Origin of the sequence: Neisseria animaloris (assembly GCF_900637855.1) — a bacterium.
GTDB lineage: Bacteria > Pseudomonadota > Gammaproteobacteria > Burkholderiales > Neisseriaceae > Neisseria > Neisseria animaloris.
The window spans coordinates 2,237,462-2,255,094 of sequence record NZ_LR134440.1 but is presented as its reverse complement, the minus strand read 5'-3'; the positions used below and the strand labels follow the sequence as shown (position 1 = coordinate 2,255,094).

Genomic DNA, 17,633 nt, shown 5'->3' with positions numbered 1-17,633 from the left:
CCTGAAATATAACGGCCGCTATCAGTATTTACCTTCCTCAGCCTGCAAACCTTGCACGATTTCCACACCCGAGCTTGTGCCTAAACGCGTTGCACCCGCTTCGATGTATTTTTGCGCATCGGCCAAATTTTTTATGCCGCCGCTGGCTTTGACTTGGGCTTGGCCGCCGACCGCTTTTTTCATCAGACCCACATCGTCCGGCGTTGCTCCGCCCGTACCGAAACCGGTGGAAGTTTTCACAAAATCGGCACCGGCATTGACGGCAAGCCCGCATGCTTTGGCTTTTTCCCCGTCGCTTAAATAGCAGGTTTCAATGATCACTTTCAACACATTATCACCGATGGCCTGTTTGATTTCGAGGATTTCCTGCTCCACCAAGTCATAGTCTCCGCTTTTTAACGCCCCGATATTGATCACCATATCGATTTCCGAGGCACCGTCTTTAACAGCCTGCACCGCCTCAAAAACCTTGACCTCTTTCGCCATTGCCCCCAAGGGAAAACCGACCACCGCCGCCACTTTAATCCCGCTGCCGGCCACTTGGCTTGCGGCGAACGCCACATTGGCACCGTTCACACATACCGAAAAAAAAACCGTGCGCTTTGGCTTCGTCGCACAACTTCCGAATATCTTCCTGACGGGCAACGGCTTTAAGCAGCGTGTGATCTATGTATCGGGCCACTTCCATTTTCTCATCCTCATTTCGTTAACATATTTATAACGATACGCCCTATCGCAAGCAGACTCAACCGTTTTCCCGAAGACAACCCCAAAGGCCGTCTGAAAACATCTTTTCAGACGGCCTCCAAAGCCTGTTGCTGACACCGCACCAACTCGGCGATCCCTTTTTGTCCCAACGTAATCAACACACCCAGCTCTTCGATGCTGAACGGCGCACCTTCGGCCGTGCCCTGTATTTCAATGATTTTGCCCGAAGCGGTCATAACGATATTCACATCACTGTCGCAACCCGAATCCTCGGGATAATCCAAATCCAGCAACGGCACGCCGCCGACCACGCCCACCGACACGGCAGCCACCGCTTCGCGGACAGGGTTTTGCATCAGCATACCGGCCTCCAAAAGTTTGTTAACCGCCATCTGCAAAGCCACAAACGCACCGGTAATCGAAGCCGTGCGCGTGCCGCCGTCGGCCTGAATCACATCGCAATCAATCAAAATCTGACGCTCGCCCAGTTTTTCCAATTCGACCACCGCCCTCAGCGAACGGCCGATTAAACGTTGGATTTCCTGCGTGCGACCGCTTTGTTTGCCCGCAGCAGCCTCGCGACGCATACGGGAAGCAGTGGAAGCGGGCAGCATGCCGTATTCCGCCGTTACCCAGCCCTGATCTTTGCCGCGCAGAAACGGCGGCAGGTTTTCATCGATCGAAGCCGTGCAGATAACTTTGGTATTGCCGAATTCAATCAGGCACGAACCGTCGGCATGCGGCAAAAAATGCGGCGTGATTTTAATATTGCGCAAAGCATCGGCGGGGCGCGAAGTGCGGGTGTAGGCGGTCATAAAAATTCCTCCGATATCAAACCGGCGGATTATAACACGCCGGTTTGTGGTATATTTTCAAAGATTTCACTCGATATTTTTTAAAACGGAGTAAAACACCATGACTATCCACAGCATGACCGGCTTTGCCAATGCCGCAGGCGAATGCGGCGGCAAACGCATCAATCTGGAAATCCGCGCCGTCAACCATCGTTATCTCGACGTACAGTTCCGCATGCCCGACGATTTACGTTATCTGGAAAGTACTTTGCGCGAAACCATCGCCGCCCAAGCAGCCCGCGGCAAACTCGAATGCCGCATCCAAGTTCAAGACATCGGCCAAAGTGCGCAAGGGCTGGACGTAAATCAGGAATTGGTCGGCCGACTCACCAAGCTCAACGAACAATGGCGCAAAGAATACAAAGAACTGGGCAAACTCACCGTGGCCGACATTCTCAAATTCCCCGGCGTGTTGGTCAGCCAGAACGAAGATGAAGAAGCATTCGCCGAAGCCGTGAAAAGCCTCTTGAAACAGGCATTAACCGACTTCACCGCCGCCCGCGAACGCGAAGGCGAAAAACTGGAACAACACCTACTGGTGCGTTTGGAAGTGATGGAAAAAATCGTCGACAACCTCAACACGCTTTTCCCTGCTTTGCTTGAAGCCCACATGGAAAAAGTCCGTACCCGCCTGCAAGAGGCCGTTGCCAACATTGAAAACGACCGCTTGCAGCAAGAATTCGCCTTATTTATGCAGAAAGCCGACGTAGACGAAGAATTCAGCCGCCTGCGTACCCACATCGGCGAAGTGCGCCGCATCGTTACCACCGCCAAAGGCAGCGTCGGCAAACGCTTAGACTTTCTGATGCAAGAACTCAACCGTGAAGCCAATACACTCGGCAGCAAATCCATCGCTCCTGAATGCACGCAAGCTTCAGTTGAATTGAAAGTGCTTATCGAGCAAATGCGCGAACAAGTGCAAAACATCGAATAACATTCCGCCAAACCCGCAAAAAAGCTGTGGTTATTTTTCAGACGGCCTTTAGGTATAATTCAGGCCGTCTGAAAACATTAGAAACATCGGAACCCCAATGGCCGCCTCACCCGAAGCCAAATATACGGAAGAAACCGTATTATGGATCAAGCACCACACACCCAAATTAATCACATTCGCCATCTCCCGCCCCGAAGCCTACCGTTTTTCGGCCGGCCAATTTTCACGTTTAGGCTTTCGTGACGGCGAAGGCTTTATCTGGCGCGCCTATTCCGTCGTTTCCGCCGAATACGCCGACACCCTCGAATATTTCGCCGTATTGATCGAAGGCGGCCCCATGTCGGCCAAGTTTGCCGCCATGAAAGCAGGCGACACCATCCTGCTCGACAAAAACGCCACCGGCTTTCTGCTGCCCGAACGCTTTCCCGACGGCAAAGATTTAGTGATGCTCTGCACAGGCTCCGGCATCGCACCGTTTTTATCCATTTTGGAACAACCCGAAATCTGGCAGCGTTTCGACCGCCTCGCCCTTGCCCATTCGGTATCTTATGCCGGTGAATTGATTTTCAACAACCGCATCGCCGCCCTTGCCGAACATCCGCTGATTGAAGAACATTTCCACAAATTGGTTTTTGTACCCGTCGTAACCCGCGAAACCAACGAAGGTGCACTCGGCAAACGCCTACCCGAACTGTTAAAAAACGGCGAATTGGCCGCCGCATTCGATATGCAGTTCACCCTCGCCGACACTCGCTTCATGATCTGCGGCAACCCCACTATGGTAAAAGACACCTTCCAGGCCCTGCTCGACATGGGTTTCACTATGCACCGCAACCGCATTCCGGGACAAATCATGATGGAAAACGGGTTTTAACAGGCTTTGACAAACCGTCTGATGCTTATTGAAGAGGCCGTCTGAAGACATTTTCAGACGGCCTTTTTAAGAAGCCGTTAGCTTACCCTATGTGATAACGTTCAAAGGTTGCCATACCGCTTGCCTTGCTCTAAAATGGTACTAAATATTAGTGCCATTTTATTTTTTATGAAAAAGAAACACCAGCGGACACTTGCCTCGATATTCAGCCGCCCCGTACCCGGCAGCATCAAATGGGCGGATATTGAAGCTCTGTTTATCGAATTGGACGCGGAAATTCAAGAGAGGGAGGGCAGCCGTATAGCGGTAATCCTTTTCGGACAAGTGAAAGTGTTCCATAGGCCGCATCCAAGCCCTGATACGGATAAAAGCGCGGTTGCGAGCGTGCGGAAATGGTTGGAAGAAAACGGAGTAAAGCCATGAACAATGTAATGGAAATCAACGGCCATAAAGCCATTATTCAATACGACCCTGAAACCGAGTTGCTACGCGGCGAGTTTATCGGCCTCAACGGCGGAGCGGATTTTTACGCCGATAACGTGGCAGACTTGCACAAAGAGGGGGCGGCAAGCCTGGCGGTTTTTCTCGATGTGTGCAAAGAAAAAGGTATTGAGCCGTATAAACAGTATTCGGGTCGCTTCAATGTGCGGGTAAGCCCTGAAACCCATGCGGCAGCTGCAGCTGCTGCGGCCTCTCAAAATATCAGCCTTAACGAGTGGGTAAACCGCGCCATCCGACAATGTGCCCATGCCTGAAAAATGATTTTCCCGCCCGTTTTCCAATTTCCAAATGAGTGCAAAATTTATATTCTACAATGTTGAAACCGATTTGAACCAATCTGGATAAATAGCTTGATGCTTATGTTAAAGGCCGTCTGAAAGCATTTTCAGACGGCCTCTTAACCCATATAAACCAATCAATTCTTCATCGACTGCACCGGAGCGGGAATACGTCCGCCGCGGTTAACGAACACTTCGCACGAGCCTTCCTTCACGGGCATGATCGGTGCGTATCCGAGCAGGCCGCCGAATTCTACGCTGTCGCCCACATCCTTGCCCGGTACGGGGATAATGCGCACGGCGGTGGTTTTGCTGTTGATCATGCCGATGGCGGCTTCGTCGGCAATGATGCCGGAAATGGTGGCGGCAGAAGTCGTGCCCGGCACGGCTACCATATCCAAGCCTACGGAGCAGACGGCGGTCATGGCTTCGAGTTTGTCTAAAGTCAGCACGCCCGATTCGGCGGCGGCAATCATGCCTTCGTCTTCGGAAACGGGGATGAACGCGCCGCTCAAGCCGCCGACTGCGCTGGAGGCCATCATGCCGCCTTTTTTCACGGCATCGTTCAGCAAGGCTAAGGCGGCGGTGGTGCCGTGGGTGCCGCACACGCTCAGGCCCATTTCTTCGAGAATGCGGGCGACCGAATCGCCGACGGCAGGCGTAGGTGCCAGCGATAAATCGAGAATGCCGAACGGAATGCCGAGCATTTTGCTGGCTTCGTGTCCGATCAATTCGCCGACGCGGGTGATTTTGAAAGCGGTTTTTTTCACCACTTCGGCCACTTCGGTAAGCGTATGCGTGTACGTGTTTTCCAAAGCGGCTTTAACCACGCCGGGGCCTGATACACCGACGTTGATAATCGCATCGGCTTCGCCTGCGCCGTGAAACGCACCGGCCATAAAGGGGTTGTCTTCGACGGCGTTGCAGAAAACAACGATTTTGGCGCAGCCGAAACCTTCGGGCGTGATTTCGGCGGTTTCTTTAATGATTTCACCCGCCAGTTTTACCGCGTCCATATTGATGCCGGCGCGCGTGCTGCCGATATTGACGGAACTGCACACGATATCGGTGGTTTTCATGGCTTCGGGAATCGAGCGGATCAGCACTTCGTCCGAAGGCGACATGCCTTTTTGCACCAATGCGGAAAAGCCGCCGATAAACGATACGCCGATGTCTTTGGCTGCTTTATCCAACGTTTGGGCAATGCTCACATACGAATCGGCTTTGGTTGCGGCAGCGATTTGGGCGATGGGCGTAACGGAAATACGCTGGTTCACAATCGGCACGCCGTATTTGGCGGAAAGGTATTGTGCGGCCTTCACCAAATCTTTGCCGATGCGGGTGATTTTGTTGTAGATGTTTTGGTTGAGAATGTTGATGTCGGCACTGATGCAGTCGTGCAGGTCGATACCGATGGTGATGGTACGCACGTCGAAATTTTGGTCGGCCACCATACGCACGGTTTCTAATATTTCGCTGGATTGAATGCTGGTTGTCATGATTTCAATCCTTTAAATGCGGTGCATGGCGTTGAAAATTTCTTCGTTTTGCATACGGATGTCGAGCGCGAGTTTTTTGCTCTCTTCTGCAAACAGGTCCAGCATTTCCTGACGTGATTTCGGGCATTTTGCCGTGTCCACCAAAATAATCATGGTAAAAAAATCGTCCATCAGCTGCTGGCTGATGTTGAGAATGTTGATTTGGTTTTCGGCAAGCAGTTTAGACACGTCGTACACGATGCCGACACGGTCTTTGCCGATCACGGTAATCACTGAATTGATCATATTGCGTTTCCTTGTTTCGAGTTGAGTTTGCAATCGGATTTCAGACGGCCTGCATGCAATAGAGGCCGTCTGAAAATAAAATAGATAAAGGCGTTATTTTTCTGCCACCGCAAACGCCAGCACTTTATCTTTTTCATCGCTCATGCTCAGATGCACGCGCTTGATGCCTTTTTCTTTCAGCCATTTTTGCAGTTCGGGTTCGCAATGGAACTCAGGTTTGCCCAATGCGTCATGGCCGATGCCGATGTTGCGCAGGCTGACGGGCGAACGGATACCGGTGCCGACGGCTTTGGCAAAGGCTTCTTTGGCGGCAAAACGTTTCGCCAAGAAATTCACGGGGCGGCCGGCTTGCGGATATTCGAGCAGTTCGATACGGCTGAGCAGGCGTTCGGCAAAGGCTTGCCCGTATTTTTTATGCAGCTTTTCGATGCGGTTCAGGGCAACGATGTCGGTACCGATTCCGTAAATCATGGTGTTTCCTTTGAATGGTTATTTCAGACGGCCTGAATCAGTCTCAATTAATAAGGCAGCGAGCGTGCTCTGAACATCACTTCCTTCATCTGGCGGATGGCTTCGGGCAGGCCGATAAAAATCGCTTGTGCCATCAGCGAATGGCCGATGTTCAGTTCGTGAATGGCCAGAATTTTGGCAATCGGGCTGACGTTGTGGATAGTCAGGCCGTGGCCTGCGTTCACCACCAACCCCAAATCGCTGCCGAAATTCGCGCCTTCTTCAATCCGCAGCAATTGTGCCTGACGCTCTTGCGGCATTTCGGCATCGGCATACGCACCGGTGTGCAGTTCGATCACCGGCGCACCGACATCGCGTGCCGCCTGAATCTGGGCTTCATCGGCATCGATAAACAGGGAAACGCGGATGCCGGCATCGGTGAGGGTTTTGGTGAACTCGGCGATTTTGTCTTGCTGCGCCAGCACGTCCAAGCCGCCTTCGGTAGTTACTTCTTCGCGCTTTTCGGGCACGATACACACGTCTTCGGGCATCACCTGCAAAGCGTTTTCCAGCATTTCTTCCGTTAAGGCCATTTCCAGATTCATGCGCGTGCAGATGGCCTGTTTGATGGCGAACACGTCGGCATCTTTGATATGGCGGCGGTCTTCGCGCAAATGCAGGGTAATCAGGTCTGCGCCGTGGGTTTCGGCAATCAGCGCGGCTTCAAGCGGGCTGGGATAAATGGTGCCGCGTGCATTGCGCAGGGTGGCAACGTGGTCGATGTTTACGCCTAACAACATGGGAAATCCTTTCGTGTTTTGTCTTTTCAGACGGCCTTCTGTTGCGGTTTCATCTTCAGGCCGTCTGAAACTGCTGCATCTGCTGCAATACCTGCCGCGACTTGATGCCCTCCGGCAGGCGAAAGTCTAACAACATACGGGTAAGCCGTAGCGCCTGCTGCATGCTTTCGCCGTTTTCAAACTCGCCGTTACGAAGCTGGATCAGGCTGCTGCCGTCCACCGCAATCCCTTCCGCTTCAGCCGGCGGCAAACCGTTTGCCTGCTCGAGCGGCAGCGGTGCGTGCTCGGGGCGCAGCCAGTAGCGGCGTTCCGCAGTAACCGCCTCGCCGTGTTCGTCTTGGTGCAAATCAGGGGCGAAACCGAGTTCGGTTAGCAACGTCCATTCAAAACGGCGCAAGGCGGCAACATGGTTGGCTTCGTTGGCAATCGTCTGCATCACGGTATGCAGCGCATCGTAAAGGGCGGGATGCGGATCTTCGCGGGCGGTGAGCTTATACACCAACTCGTTCACATACAAACCGCTAAACAGCGCCCTGCCCTGCGGCTGCCGCCAACCGCCCAGCCATTCGGCACGGTGCAGGGTTTTCAATTCCTGCGAACCATACCACGAGGCACTCATCGGCACAAACGGCACCAGCACGCCGCGCAATTCGCTCTGCCGTTTGCGCGCGCTGCGTGCCAGCAAAGCTACGCGCCCGTAGCGGCGACTGAACACTTCCAGCCACAAACTGCTCTCGCGCCACGGCTTGGCGGTAAGCAGAAAAGCGGGTTCGTGATTGATGCGGTGGGTTTGGGCGGCCATGTTCAAAATATAAAATAAAACGTGCGTTATTATAGCCGAATCAATGCAGCATGACTTTGCGGAACCGGCAGCCAATCTATATAAAGAGGCCGTCTGAAATCTGTTTTCAGACGGCCTCTTGAAGCCTGCGGTAAAGACGGTGTTTAGTTATGTTCAAAATGATAAACAAAGGCCGTCTGAAAAACTTTGAACCGCCGTAAGGCTACTTTTTCTTTTTCGGCAGGATAAAGCGCATTTTCAAACCGTTCGGCTTCACGTTTTCGGCAATGATTTTACCGCCGTGCTGCTCGACAATGTGTTTGGTTAGCGCCAGCCCCAAACCCGTACCCGGTTTTTGCGCGCTGCTGTCGGCACGGTAAAATGCGGTAAAAATATGCGGCAACTGCATTTCATCCACGCCCGGGCCGTTATCGACTACGTCAATCAACCAGTTTTTAGCGTCCTGATACAGCCTTAACTTAATATCGCTTCCTTCCGGGCTGTACGCCATTGCATTGCGAACCACGTTATCGAATGCACGGTAGAGGTAGCTCTCGTTGGCCAGCAACTGCGCCGTATCGGGTACTTTTTCAATCGACAGCGTAACTTTCTGATTGTTTTGCAAGGCTACGCTTTGGCTGTCTTCCACCAACTGGGTTAAAAAAGAAACCAAAGCAAGATTTTCTTTTTCCAGCGGCACGTTGGAAGTTTCCAGACGCGAAAGGGTTAACAGCTCGCCCACCAACGTATCCATACGGGTAAGCTCGCTTTCCAAACGTTTCAGATACTGCTCCTGCTTTTGCGGCTGGGCCTGAATCAATCCAACAATCGCCTGCATCCGTGCCAGCGGGGAACGCATTTCGTGGGAAACGTGATGCAGCAGATGGCGTTCTTTGGCAACCAGCTTCTGAAGCTGCTGCGCCATTTTGTCGAACTGCACGGCCAGTTGCGAAAGCTCGTCGTCGCGATCGTCCATCTGCTGTGAAATACGGGTTTCCAAATCGCCCACCGCCAATCGGTTCATACCGAAGCCGAGAATGCGGATAGGTTTGGTAATGTTATTGGTTAGGATGTAAGCCAACAGCAAACCGACCAGAATAATGAAAGAGAGAATGATAAATTCATGCCAAATCGGAGCCAGTTGCAAACCGGGAATAAACAGCGGGCTGGGCAGGCGCTGTATCTGTTGGTTGTCCCAACCGCGGATGAAAAACAGATATTCTTCCCCCCAACGGTCGTACTCGACATGGGCCAAATCGGAGCTGGGATGCTCGAAGGCATAACGGCGCGCACCTTCTATCATTTTGCCGTCAACCGGCCGGTTTAAAATATCCAAGCTGTCGTCGCCGGTAACCACAAACACATTTTGCGAAACCGGATTTTCTTTCCACTCGCTCAAAATCTCGCGCGCGCCCTGCTCTCCGCGCACTTTGAACGCGGAAATCATGCTGCTCATCAGCGTGGTTTCAATGGTACGCTGCTGCTGGAACTGGTTTTCGGCAATGGTGTTCTGCACCAGCCAAAAAGAAAAACTCGCCACGAATATGGCGCAGATAATCACTGCGCAAAACGTGGCGAATATGCGTTGGAACAGTTTCATTGATTTTCTGTTTCCGGTTAGTTTTTAACGAACAAATAGCCTAAGCCCCGAACCGTTTGAATCAACGAAGCATCACCCAATTTGTGGCGGATACTGGAAATATGCACATCGATGCTGCGGTCGAACTTGGCCAGCTTGCGATCAAGCGCTTCGATCGACAAAGTTTCCTTGCTCACAACCTGACCGGCATGACGCATCAACACTTCCAAAAGGTTGAATTCGGTGCTGGTCAACTCCAACGGTATGTCTTTAATCGTTGCCTGACGTTTGGCCGGATAAAGCACCACTTCGCTCACGGCAATGCTGTTCGGGCTGCTGCTTTGCTCGCCCGTTTGCTGTGCGCGGCGCAAAATGGCATTGATACGCGCCAGCAGTTCGCGGGGCGTACAGGGTTTCGGCACATAGTCGTCCGCACCCATTTCCAAACCGATGATACGGTCGATGTCATCGCCTTTGGCGGTAAGCATAATAACCGGTACGGTGCTTTGGCTGCGCACGTTTTTCAAAACATCCAAGCCGTTCATTTTCGGCATCATCGAATCCAGCACGACTACATCATACTGGCCGGAAAGAATTTCCTGCACGCCGGCTTCGCCGTCGGGCACGCTGTGTACGTTCAGACCTTCTGCCGTAAGATATTCGGTAAGCAGTTCGGTCAATAAAGCATCGTCATCTACCAATAATACGCGACTCATGGCCTGTCCTTTTTTGGTGGTTTGAATATTGCGCCTTTTCGGCGGTGTAATATTCGGCATCTTAACATGCAAAACAGCTTTGTTGATAGCGTGTATTTCTATGCTTTTGCGCTTTTTTGCAATGAGGCCGACGGCCTTTACATTTCAGACGGCCTCCGTGTGATTCCAACCGAACCGCCGCCGGCAAATAGGTTTGAAAACCCCGATGCATGCCGTTTACTTCAAACAGAGTTTGATATGCAAGGCCGCGGCGGATATGCTATCTTCGCTTTCTGCTTTTTATCAAAACAACCGCAAAACTACCCGCTCTGAACACAGCTATCAAAGAGGCCGTCTGAAGCCGCAATCAACAGAAAGGAACGATATGAAAGTCGCCGTTGTCGACTACGGCATGGGCAATCTGCATTCCGTGCTCAAATCCGTACAGGCCGCAAGCAATCTGGCAGGCATTTCTGCCGAAATCATGCTGACCGGCCGCCCCGAAGATGTGTTTGCCGCCGACAAAATCATCTTCCCCGGCCAAGGAGCCATGCCCGACTGCATGGGCGCATTACAAAAAAGCGGTTTGGGCGAGGCGGTTTCAGACGGCCTCAAAAACAAACCTTTCTTCGGCATCTGCGTAGGCGCGCAATTGTTGTTTGACCACAGTGAAGAAGGCAACACCGCCGGTCTGGGCTGGTTTGCAGGCGAGGTAAAACGCTTCCCGAACAATTTGCACGACACACACGGCGACAAGCTGAAAGTGCCGCACATGGGCTGGAATACCGTACATCAAACCCAAACACACCCGCTGTTTCAAGATATAGCCCAAGACACCCGTTTCTATTTCGTCCACAGCTACTATTTCGCCCCTGCCGCTTCAGACATCGTACTCGCTACCAGCAACTACCCTGACCCGTTTGCCTGCATTGTCGGCAAAGACAACGTATTCGCCACCCAATTCCATACCGAAAAAAGCCACAACGGCGGGCTTCTACTCTTACGTAATTTTTTACGCTGGAACGGATAAGTTGTGTAAAATATATGGTATTCTTTTTTCAGACGGCCTAAATCTCTGTTGAAAGGCCGTCTGAAAATCCCTGCAAACAGAAATAAGAAATCAATATGTTACTGATTCCCGCGATAGATTTGAAAGAAGGCCGCTGCGTACGCCTGAAGCAGGGTCTGATGGATCAAGCCACCGTGTTTTCAGACAATCCCACCGAAACCGCCCTGCACTGGGTGAAGCAAGGCGCGCGCCGCCTGCATTTGGTGGATTTGGACGGCGCATTTGCAGGCAAGCCGAAAAACCTTGAAGCCATTGCCGAAATCCTGCAAGAAGTGTCCAAAAACATTCCCGTGCAGCTCGGCGGTGGTATCCGCAATTTGGAAACCATTGAAAAATATCTGGCTTTAGGTTTGACCGATGTAATTATCGGCACGGCGGCGGTAAAAAATCCCGAATTCGTGCGCGAAGCCTGCAAAGAATTTGCCGGCCATATTATCGTCGGCTTGGATGCCAAAGACGGTATGGTAGCCATCGACGGTTGGGCAACTGTAACCGACCATCACGTTATCGATTTGAGCAAACGGTTTGAAGACGACGGCGTGAACAGCATCATCTATACCGACATCGGCCGCGACGGGATGATGAGCGGGGTAAATATCGAAGCCACCGTTAAGTTGGCCGAAGCGGTGAACATTCCCGTTATCGCTTCAGGCGGCCTGACCGATTTGAACGACATCCGCGCCTTATGTGCGGTAAAAAAAGGCGGCGTGGCAGGAGCCATTACCGGCCGCGCCATTTACGAAGGCAGCATTGATTTTGCCGAAGCGCAGCAACTGGCAGACTCTCTCGTTTCCTGAAGCACTTCACTGCGGATCGGGCACAACGGAGCAATCTCAAAACCGCTCCTGGTAACCGGTAAGCCGGATTTTTAAAATAACAATATCTTTATTTTTTATTTGGGGTAAAACCATGTTTCAAGCATTTGTTTTAGGCTTTTGGACGTTATGGTCGACAGACCGTGACATTCATGCACTCAGTGAAAGTCTGAGCTTTACAATCATCTCCGTGCTGATCGCGGCAGGCATATCTTTCGAGCTGCCGCATATTAACGGCGAGTGGTTTGTCTCTATGACTGTTTTATGGGCTTATGTAGCTTGCGTATTCGGTATCGTAAACCGCTTTGCCGGTAGCTTTATGGGCACGCTGGTTATGTCTGCGGCATCGGCGATCGGCTACTACCAGCTGGCTGAGCATATACCCAAAGTGGTGGCGGGATTATTTGCCTAACCGCAACCCGCGCCGGCCTACAAACCTGTTTTCAGACGGCCCGAAACCTTTGTAAAAAACCGCAGGCATCACAGCAATCCATAATGCGGGAATGTGCCGCAAAAGACGTTTTTACAGGGGTTTCGGCCTACATAATTCGCCGGTGCAACACACATACCTCAGACAGGTTTTGATTTTCACCGGCAGGCTGCTCAAAGCAGCCTGTATTCTTTTGGGAACCAACCACATGGCATTAGCAAAACGCATTATCCCCTGTTTGGACGTGGACAACGGCCGCGTTGTCAAAGGTGTCAACTTCGTCGGCCTGCGCGATGCCGGCAATCCGGTTGACGTAGCCAAACGCTATAACGACGAAGGTGCCGACGAGCTGACCTTTCTCGACATCACCGCCTCTTCCGACAACCGCGACACCATTCTGCATGTGATTGAAGAAGTGGCCTCGCAAGTGTTTATACCGCTCACCGTCGGCGGCGGCGTGCGCTCCGTAGCCGATGTGCGCCGCCTGCTCAACGCGGGTGCCGACAAAGCCAGCATCAACACCGCCGCCGTAACCAATCCCGATTTGGTGAACGAAGCCAGCGGTTTTTTCGGCTCGCAAGCGATTGTGGTGGCGATTGATGCCAAAGCCGTCAACCCCGAAAACACCCGCTGGGAAGTGTTTACCCACGGCGGACGCAAAGCCACGGGCATTGATGCGGTCGAATGGGCGAAAAACATGCAGGCGCGCGGGGCAGGCGAGATTCTGCTTACCAGCATGGACAGGGACGGCACCAAAATCGGCTTCAACCTGCCGCTCACCTGTGCCATCAGCGAAGCGGTGGATATTCCCGTTATCGCCTCCGGCGGCGTGGGCAACGTGCAGCACCTGATTGAAGGCGTAAAAGAAGGCAAGGCCGATGCTGTGCTGGCCGCCAGCATTTTCCACTTCGGCGAAGTGAGCATACGCGAAGCCAAAGAAGCCATGCGCGCAGCGGGTATCGAAGTGCGTTTGTAATATTCACTTTCAGACGGCCTCCCAACCGTTGAGGCCGTCTGAAAAGAAAGAAACCGATATGAAAAAGTTCATTCCAATTGTATTGATGTCTTCCCTGCTGGCCGCGTGCGGCGGTGGCAATACCGAAAAAATCGGCGAGGCCAGCACCGTATTCAACATGCTCGGCAAAAACGACCGCATTGAGATTCATGCGTTTGATGATCCGCAAATTAAAGGCGTTACCTGCTATATTTCCTACGCTAAAAAAGGCGGTTTGAAAGAAGCGGTGAACTTGGAAGAAGACGCGTCCGACGCTTCCGTATCCTGCGTGCAGACCGCGCCGCAAATCAGCTTTAACGAGGCCGAAATCGCCAAGCCGCAGAAAATTTTCAAAAAAGGCTCCAGCTTTATTTTCAAAACCCTGCAAGTGATGCGCTATTACGACCCCGCGCGCAAAGTGTTTTCATACATGGTGTACAGCGATAAAGTGATTCAAGGTTCGCCGAAAAACTCGATGGACGCTTTTTCCTGCTACACCGGCGCACCGCTGGATGCCGCCAAAGTGAGCGTGCAGCCCAACCAGCAGATTCACGGCTCGTGTATTGTTACGCTTGCCCAAAAATAAACAGGCCATCTGAAAGCCGTAGGCTTCTACCAAGCTACAAACAGATCGGAGCAGCATGGATTTAACCCTTTGGCATTATGCGGCGATTGCCGTGCTGGGTATTTTAGCCAGCATCATCAACATCTTGGCAGGCGGCGGTTCCAATCTGATTCTGCCGCTGTTGATGGCCTTCAGCGTGCCGCCCGACATTGCCAACGCCAGCAACCGCGTCGGTATTTTTTTCCAGTCGCTCACCGGTATCAGGGGGTTTAGGAATGCCGGCGCGTTGCCTACACACGATTTGCGCGGCATTTTGCTGCCGATGATATTCGGCGGTTTGGTCGGCTCCGTGCTGGCTTCGGTGCTGCCTAATCAGATTCTGAAACCCGCCTTGCTCGTCTGTATTCTCGGCGTGGCCACGCTCACTTTTCTCAAACCGCAGCTTTTATTGCCGCCGCAAAACGTGCAGGAACGCAAAGTGTCCGACACGCGCGGGGCAGTGGTTTTGCTTTTTGCTGTTGGTATCTATGGCGGCTTTGTGCAGGCCAGCACCGCATTTATTTTGCTGCCCGTACTGGCGGGCGTACTGCACTACAACCTACTGCGTGCCAATGCCTTGAAACTGGTGTGCACGCTGGCGTTTACCATCGTGGCTTTGGCCGTGTTTATCGTGCAGAGGCAGATTTGGTGGGACGTCGGCCTTGTGCTGGCAGTAGGCAATGCCATCGGCTCGATGATCGGCGTGAAAATTGCCTTAAAACTCTCGCCCAACACCTTGCGCACGATTTTGTTTGTGATGACGGTTGTGGCCGTAGTAGCGGCGTTTTTGAAGTAAATGAGGCCGTCTGAAAACACAGATTTCAAAAAATAAACTCATAAACATGAACATAAAATCCTACCACTTCATTCTGCTTGCCTTAGCCTTATTTCAGACGGCCTGCACGCCCGAAAGCAGCAGCGAACTCCAAGCCGAACGCGAAGTTTTATCACCGGTTGCCGCCAAAGATTCGGCTTCTTGGATCGGCATCTATCGCGGCGAACTGCCTTGCGCCGACTGCGATTACATCGAAGCCACCATCGTTTTGCGCGACAACTTGCATTACAGCTTAACTACCCGACACGTCGGCAGAGTGGCCGGCGTATTGCCGTCTGAAAAACGCGGCACTTTCCATTGGCGCGACGACGGCCTGCTGCAATTGGATGCGGCGGGCGACAATATGGTGTTTTTCGCTCACGAAAAAGGCTTGCAGATGCGCGGCAACGACGGAAAGGCCTATCCTGGCAGCAAGGGGAAAATCTGCGGTTTGGCAAAAACCGGCAGTTTTGTGCCGGGGCAGTGAGCAGCCAGTTAGATATAAGATAAAATCACCAACCTTAAAAAGGTCGTATTAAGAAAGCCTGTAACAACAAGGCTGTCTGAAAATAAGGAGTAACAAACATGCCGAACCCACTACTGGATGCCGTTAAATTCGATGAAAAAGGCTTAGTTTGCGCCATCGCACAAGACGCGAAAACCCTGCGCGTGCTGATGGTGGCTTGGATGAACGCCGAAGCGCTGCAAAAAACCGCCGAAACGGGTTATGCCCACTATTACAGCCGTTCGCGCCAAAAGCAATGGATGAAAGGCGAAGAGTCGGGGCACACGCAAAAGGTGCACGAGCTGCGTTTGGATTGCGACGGCGATGCGGTGATTATGCTGATAGACCAAGCAGGCGGTATTGCCTGCCATACGGGGCGTGAAAGCTGTTTTTACCGCGTGTGGCGCGATGGCAAATGGCACATTGTAGATGCGGTATTGAAAGACGAAAAAGAGATTTACGAGCATACGCACGGTTGATGCCTGTCTGAAATCAGTATGCCGCCATGCGGTTCAATTAAATCAAGAGAATACTAACTATGACCGACCAAGTTTTAACCCAAATCCAAAACGTTATCGATTCCCGTAAAGACCAAGATCCGGAAACGTCTTATGTGGCCCAGCTACTGCACAAGGGAGAAGACAAAATCCTGAAAAAAGTGATTGAAGAAGCGGGAGAAGTGCTGATGGCTTCAAAAGATGGCGGTGGCAAACATCTGGTTTATGAAGTAGCGGATTTGTGGTTTCATACACAGGTGTTGCTGGCGCATCACGGCTTGCGCGTTGAAGAAGTGTTGGACGAACTGGCTCGCCGGCAGGGTTTGTCGGGGTTGGCGGAAAAAGCGGCGCGGCAGGAAAGCTGAATTTGTATTAAAATCCACCCGAAAAGATGCGGAGGCCGTCTGAAAGATTCGGTTTCAGACGGCCTTTCTTTTATAATTATATAAAGGCAATATCGAATCGGGCCTGTCTGAAAACAGTCCGGCTGCTTTGTGCCGAAGATTGGGTTTTCGGCTATATTTTCGGAGTATTTTGAAATGACTGACTGTATTTTCTGCAAAATCGTGGATAAGCAAATCCCCGCCGGAATCGTGTATGAAGACGACGACATGCTGTGTTTCAAAGACATTCGCCCTGCCGCGCCCGTGCATCTGCTGTTGATTCCAAAAGTGCATTTCGATTCGCTCGCGCACGCTAAGCCCGAGCATGAGGCGTTGTTGGGCAAAATGATGATGAAAGTGCCGCAAATCGCCGAAGCCAACGGCCTCAATAATGGCTTCAAAACCCAAATCAACACAGGCAAAGGCGGCGGGCAGGAAGTGTTTCACCTGCATATCCATATTATGGGGCGGCCTGCCTGAAAATAAGGCAGAGGTCGTCTGAAAACATTTCTATATTTATTTTAATGATAAGGACTTAAATCATGGGCAGCTTCTCTATCTGGCACTGGATTATCGTGCTGGTTATCGTTGTGCTGGTATTCGGCACTAAAAAATTACGCAACGTCGGCAAAGACTTGGGCGGTGCGGTACACGATTTCAAACAGGGTTTGAACGAAGGCACCGAAGCCGGTAAAAAAGACGATGTGATCGAGCACCGAAAAGACGACGGCAAATCGGTTTAAACCATGTTTGATTTCGGTTTCAGCGAACTGCTGCTGATAAGTGTGATTGCGCTGGTGGTGCTCGGCCCCGAGCGCCTGCCCAAAGCTGCCCGCATGGCAGGGAGCTTGGTCGGGCGCGTGCAGCGCATGGTCGGCAGCGTGAAGCAGGAATTGAGCGCACAAATCGAAATGGACGAACTGCGCAAAGCCAAAAGCGAGTTTGAATCCGCCGCCGAATCGCTACGCAGCGGATTAGGCAGCACAAGTGAAAGCCTGCGCAAAGAGTTGGACGATATTTCAGACGACCTTAAAGTGCCGGCATGGGAGCGCGTGCCGGAACAACGTACGCCCGCCGATTTCGGCTTGGACGAACACGGCAAACCGCTGGACGGTAATCATGCCGGCAACGGCTGGTTCGATTACCCGATGCCGTCTGAAAACCCGCACGCATCCGGCGGGTTTCATACCGTCTCCCTGCGACGGCAGGCCATGCAGCGCAAACGCGACATGCGCCCGCGCCACCGTCCGAAACCGCAACTGCGCGTCCGCAAAAAGTGAGTAA

At 52.2% G+C, this 17,633-nt stretch carries 25 protein-coding genes; 16 read left to right on the top strand and 9 right to left on the bottom strand.

The genetic code is table 11. From position 1 onward, the window contains the following. Positions 1 to 21: 21 nt before the first annotated feature. Complete coding sequence (deoC, locus tag EL216_RS10625; RefSeq protein WP_232005243.1) at positions 22 to 561, bottom strand: deoxyribose-phosphate aldolase; 540 nt, start codon at positions 559 to 561, stop codon at positions 22 to 24. Positions 562 to 794: 233 nt separating this feature from the next. Further along, a complete protein-coding gene (rph, locus tag EL216_RS10620; RefSeq protein WP_085390280.1) occupies positions 795 to 1,523 on the bottom strand; it encodes a ribonuclease PH in 729 nt (242 codons plus the stop codon). A 100-nt stretch (positions 1,524 to 1,623) separates the two neighbouring features. Between rph and EL216_RS10615 the strand changes: the two genes are divergently transcribed. From EL216_RS10615 to EL216_RS10600, 4 genes are all read left to right on the top strand, one after another. Further along, positions 1,624 to 2,496, top strand: a complete 873-nt coding sequence (locus EL216_RS10615; protein WP_085390279.1) for a YicC/YloC family endoribonuclease — start codon at positions 1,624 to 1,626, stop codon at positions 2,494 to 2,496. Positions 2,497 to 2,593: 97 nt separating this feature from the next. Continuing rightward, entirely contained in the window at positions 2,594 to 3,370 is a 777-nt protein-coding gene (locus tag EL216_RS10610; protein WP_085390278.1) for a ferredoxin--NADP reductase, read from the top strand. Positions 3,371 to 3,538: 168 nt separating this feature from the next. Continuing rightward, on the top strand, positions 3,539 to 3,793 hold the full coding sequence (locus EL216_RS10605; RefSeq protein WP_085390354.1) for a type II toxin-antitoxin system HicA family toxin: 255 nt from the start codon (positions 3,539 to 3,541) through the stop codon (positions 3,791 to 3,793). Continuing rightward, complete coding sequence (locus EL216_RS10600) at positions 3,790 to 4,125, top strand: type II toxin-antitoxin system HicB family antitoxin (protein ID WP_085390277.1); 336 nt, start codon at positions 3,790 to 3,792, stop codon at positions 4,123 to 4,125. Before EL216_RS10605 ends, EL216_RS10600 begins: the two co-directional genes overlap by 4 nt. A 161-nt stretch (positions 4,126 to 4,286) precedes the next feature. Here EL216_RS10600 and EL216_RS10595 read toward each other — a convergent pair whose 3' ends face one another. The 7 genes from EL216_RS10595 to EL216_RS10565 all read right to left on the bottom strand — a co-directional run bounded on the left by EL216_RS10595 (position 4,287) and on the right by EL216_RS10565 (position 10,259). Beyond that, positions 4,287 to 5,648, bottom strand: coding sequence for a PFL family protein (locus EL216_RS10595; RefSeq protein WP_085390276.1), 1,362 nt, complete (start codon positions 5,646 to 5,648; stop codon positions 4,287 to 4,289). A 12-nt stretch (positions 5,649 to 5,660) separates the two neighbouring features. Beyond that, entirely contained in the window at positions 5,661 to 5,933 is a 273-nt protein-coding gene (locus EL216_RS10590) for an ACT domain-containing protein (protein WP_085390275.1), read from the bottom strand. 93 nt (positions 5,934 to 6,026) lie between these two features. After that, positions 6,027 to 6,404: a holo-ACP synthase gene (gene acpS, locus EL216_RS10585; protein WP_085390274.1), complete on the bottom strand. Its 378-nt coding sequence runs from the start codon at positions 6,402 to 6,404 to the stop codon at positions 6,027 to 6,029. A 47-nt stretch (positions 6,405 to 6,451) separates the two neighbouring features. Next, a complete protein-coding gene (gene pdxJ / locus EL216_RS10580) occupies positions 6,452 to 7,183 on the bottom strand; it encodes a pyridoxine 5'-phosphate synthase (RefSeq protein WP_085390273.1) in 732 nt (243 codons plus the stop codon). A 55-nt stretch (positions 7,184 to 7,238) separates the two neighbouring features. Continuing rightward, the gene (recO, locus tag EL216_RS10575; RefSeq protein ID WP_085390272.1) at positions 7,239 to 7,985 is read right to left on the bottom strand and encodes a DNA repair protein RecO; all 747 of its coding nucleotides are present in this window, start codon (positions 7,983 to 7,985) and stop codon (positions 7,239 to 7,241) included. A gap of 202 nt (positions 7,986 to 8,187) precedes the next feature. Next, positions 8,188 to 9,564 carry a HAMP domain-containing sensor histidine kinase gene (locus EL216_RS10570; protein WP_085390271.1) on the bottom strand — a complete coding sequence of 459 codons (1,377 nt, stop codon included), beginning with the start codon at positions 9,562 to 9,564 and terminating at the stop codon, positions 8,188 to 8,190. Between the two features lie 17 nt (positions 9,565 to 9,581). Continuing rightward, on the bottom strand, positions 9,582 to 10,259 hold the full coding sequence (locus EL216_RS10565; RefSeq protein WP_085390353.1) for a response regulator transcription factor: 678 nt from the start codon (positions 10,257 to 10,259) through the stop codon (positions 9,582 to 9,584). 364 nt (positions 10,260 to 10,623) lie between these two features. Between EL216_RS10565 and hisH the strand changes: the two genes are divergently transcribed. The 12 genes from hisH to tatB all read left to right on the top strand — a co-directional run bounded on the left by hisH (position 10,624) and on the right by tatB (position 17,629). Then, positions 10,624 to 11,268 carry an imidazole glycerol phosphate synthase subunit HisH gene (gene hisH, locus EL216_RS10560; protein ID WP_085390269.1) on the top strand — a complete coding sequence of 215 codons (645 nt, stop codon included), beginning with the start codon at positions 10,624 to 10,626 and terminating at the stop codon, positions 11,266 to 11,268. Between the two features lie 95 nt (positions 11,269 to 11,363). Then, a complete protein-coding gene (hisA, locus tag EL216_RS10555; RefSeq protein ID WP_085390268.1) occupies positions 11,364 to 12,104 on the top strand; it encodes a 1-(5-phosphoribosyl)-5-[(5-phosphoribosylamino)methylideneamino]imidazole-4-carboxamide isomerase in 741 nt (246 codons plus the stop codon). Between the two features lie 112 nt (positions 12,105 to 12,216). Continuing rightward, on the top strand, positions 12,217 to 12,534 hold the full coding sequence (locus EL216_RS10550; RefSeq protein ID WP_126300871.1) for a hypothetical protein: 318 nt from the start codon (positions 12,217 to 12,219) through the stop codon (positions 12,532 to 12,534). Between the two features lie 226 nt (positions 12,535 to 12,760). Next, positions 12,761 to 13,528: an imidazole glycerol phosphate synthase subunit HisF gene (hisF, locus tag EL216_RS10545; RefSeq protein ID WP_085390352.1), complete on the top strand. Its 768-nt coding sequence runs from the start codon at positions 12,761 to 12,763 to the stop codon at positions 13,526 to 13,528. 58 nt (positions 13,529 to 13,586) lie between these two features. Beyond that, positions 13,587 to 14,132: a CreA family protein gene (locus EL216_RS10540; RefSeq protein WP_085390267.1), complete on the top strand. Its 546-nt coding sequence runs from the start codon at positions 13,587 to 13,589 to the stop codon at positions 14,130 to 14,132. Positions 14,133 to 14,187: 55 nt separating this feature from the next. Further along, positions 14,188 to 14,946: a sulfite exporter TauE/SafE family protein gene (locus tag EL216_RS10535; protein WP_085390266.1), complete on the top strand. Its 759-nt coding sequence runs from the start codon at positions 14,188 to 14,190 to the stop codon at positions 14,944 to 14,946. Positions 14,947 to 14,992: 46 nt separating this feature from the next. Next, on the top strand, positions 14,993 to 15,451 hold the full coding sequence (locus EL216_RS10530; RefSeq protein WP_085390265.1) for a copper resistance protein NlpE: 459 nt from the start codon (positions 14,993 to 14,995) through the stop codon (positions 15,449 to 15,451). Positions 15,452 to 15,549: 98 nt separating this feature from the next. Beyond that, positions 15,550 to 15,948, top strand: a complete 399-nt coding sequence (gene hisI, locus EL216_RS10525; protein WP_085390264.1) for a phosphoribosyl-AMP cyclohydrolase — start codon at positions 15,550 to 15,552, stop codon at positions 15,946 to 15,948. A 59-nt stretch (positions 15,949 to 16,007) separates the two neighbouring features. Further along, positions 16,008 to 16,331 (top strand): phosphoribosyl-ATP diphosphatase, encoded by a 324-nt coding sequence (locus EL216_RS10520; RefSeq protein ID WP_085390263.1) that lies wholly within the window; start codon positions 16,008 to 16,010, stop codon positions 16,329 to 16,331. A 174-nt stretch (positions 16,332 to 16,505) separates the two neighbouring features. Next, positions 16,506 to 16,829, top strand: a complete 324-nt coding sequence (locus tag EL216_RS10515) for a histidine triad nucleotide-binding protein (RefSeq protein ID WP_085390262.1) — start codon at positions 16,506 to 16,508, stop codon at positions 16,827 to 16,829. A 62-nt stretch (positions 16,830 to 16,891) separates the two neighbouring features. Then, positions 16,892 to 17,092 (top strand): Sec-independent protein translocase subunit TatA, encoded by a 201-nt coding sequence (gene tatA, locus EL216_RS10510; RefSeq protein ID WP_085390261.1) that lies wholly within the window; start codon positions 16,892 to 16,894, stop codon positions 17,090 to 17,092. Between the two features lie 3 nt (positions 17,093 to 17,095). Then, a complete protein-coding gene (gene tatB / locus EL216_RS10505) occupies positions 17,096 to 17,629 on the top strand; it encodes a Sec-independent protein translocase protein TatB (protein WP_085390260.1) in 534 nt (177 codons plus the stop codon). Positions 17,630 to 17,633: the final 4 nt, after the last annotated feature.

Bases quoted from the DNA above. Each gene is read 5' to 3' on its own strand.
- recO (WP_085390272.1), bottom strand. From the start codon at position 7,985: ATGGCCGCCCAAACCCACCGCATCAATCACGAACCCGCTTTTCTGCTT.
- EL216_RS10550 (WP_126300871.1), top strand. From the start codon at position 12,217: ATGTTTCAAGCATTTGTTTTAGGCTTTTGGACGTTATGGTCGACAGAC.
- EL216_RS10535 (WP_085390266.1), top strand. From the start codon at position 14,188: ATGGATTTAACCCTTTGGCATTATGCGGCGATTGCCGTGCTGGGTATT.
- hisH (WP_085390269.1), top strand. From the start codon at position 10,624: ATGAAAGTCGCCGTTGTCGACTACGGCATGGGCAATCTGCATTCCGTG.
- acpS (WP_085390274.1), bottom strand. From the start codon at position 6,404: ATGATTTACGGAATCGGTACCGACATCGTTGCCCTGAACCGCATCGAA.
- rph (WP_085390280.1), bottom strand. From the start codon at position 1,523: ATGACCGCCTACACCCGCACTTCGCGCCCCGCCGATGCTTTGCGCAAT.
- EL216_RS10570 (WP_085390271.1), bottom strand. From the start codon at position 9,564: ATGAAACTGTTCCAACGCATATTCGCCACGTTTTGCGCAGTGATTATC.
- EL216_RS10520 (WP_085390263.1), top strand. From the start codon at position 16,008: ATGACCGACCAAGTTTTAACCCAAATCCAAAACGTTATCGATTCCCGT.
- pdxJ (WP_085390273.1), bottom strand. From the start codon at position 7,183: ATGTTGTTAGGCGTAAACATCGACCACGTTGCCACCCTGCGCAATGCA.
- hisF (WP_085390352.1), top strand. From the start codon at position 12,761: ATGGCATTAGCAAAACGCATTATCCCCTGTTTGGACGTGGACAACGGC.
- EL216_RS10540 (WP_085390267.1), top strand. From the start codon at position 13,587: ATGAAAAAGTTCATTCCAATTGTATTGATGTCTTCCCTGCTGGCCGCG.
- EL216_RS10590 (WP_085390275.1), bottom strand. From the start codon at position 5,933: ATGATCAATTCAGTGATTACCGTGATCGGCAAAGACCGTGTCGGCATC.
- hisA (WP_085390268.1), top strand. From the start codon at position 11,364: ATGTTACTGATTCCCGCGATAGATTTGAAAGAAGGCCGCTGCGTACGC.
- tatB (WP_085390260.1), top strand. From the start codon at position 17,096: ATGTTTGATTTCGGTTTCAGCGAACTGCTGCTGATAAGTGTGATTGCG.
- EL216_RS10600 (WP_085390277.1), top strand. From the start codon at position 3,790: ATGAACAATGTAATGGAAATCAACGGCCATAAAGCCATTATTCAATAC.
- EL216_RS10515 (WP_085390262.1), top strand. From the start codon at position 16,506: ATGACTGACTGTATTTTCTGCAAAATCGTGGATAAGCAAATCCCCGCC.
- EL216_RS10615 (WP_085390279.1), top strand. From the start codon at position 1,624: ATGACTATCCACAGCATGACCGGCTTTGCCAATGCCGCAGGCGAATGC.
- EL216_RS10610 (WP_085390278.1), top strand. From the start codon at position 2,594: ATGGCCGCCTCACCCGAAGCCAAATATACGGAAGAAACCGTATTATGG.
- EL216_RS10565 (WP_085390353.1), bottom strand. From the start codon at position 10,259: ATGAGTCGCGTATTATTGGTAGATGACGATGCTTTATTGACCGAACTG.
- EL216_RS10595 (WP_085390276.1), bottom strand. From the start codon at position 5,648: ATGACAACCAGCATTCAATCCAGCGAAATATTAGAAACCGTGCGTATG.
- hisI (WP_085390264.1), top strand. From the start codon at position 15,550: ATGCCGAACCCACTACTGGATGCCGTTAAATTCGATGAAAAAGGCTTA.
- tatA (WP_085390261.1), top strand. From the start codon at position 16,892: ATGGGCAGCTTCTCTATCTGGCACTGGATTATCGTGCTGGTTATCGTT.
- EL216_RS10605 (WP_085390354.1), top strand. From the start codon at position 3,539: ATGAAAAAGAAACACCAGCGGACACTTGCCTCGATATTCAGCCGCCCC.
- EL216_RS10530 (WP_085390265.1), top strand. From the start codon at position 14,993: ATGAACATAAAATCCTACCACTTCATTCTGCTTGCCTTAGCCTTATTT.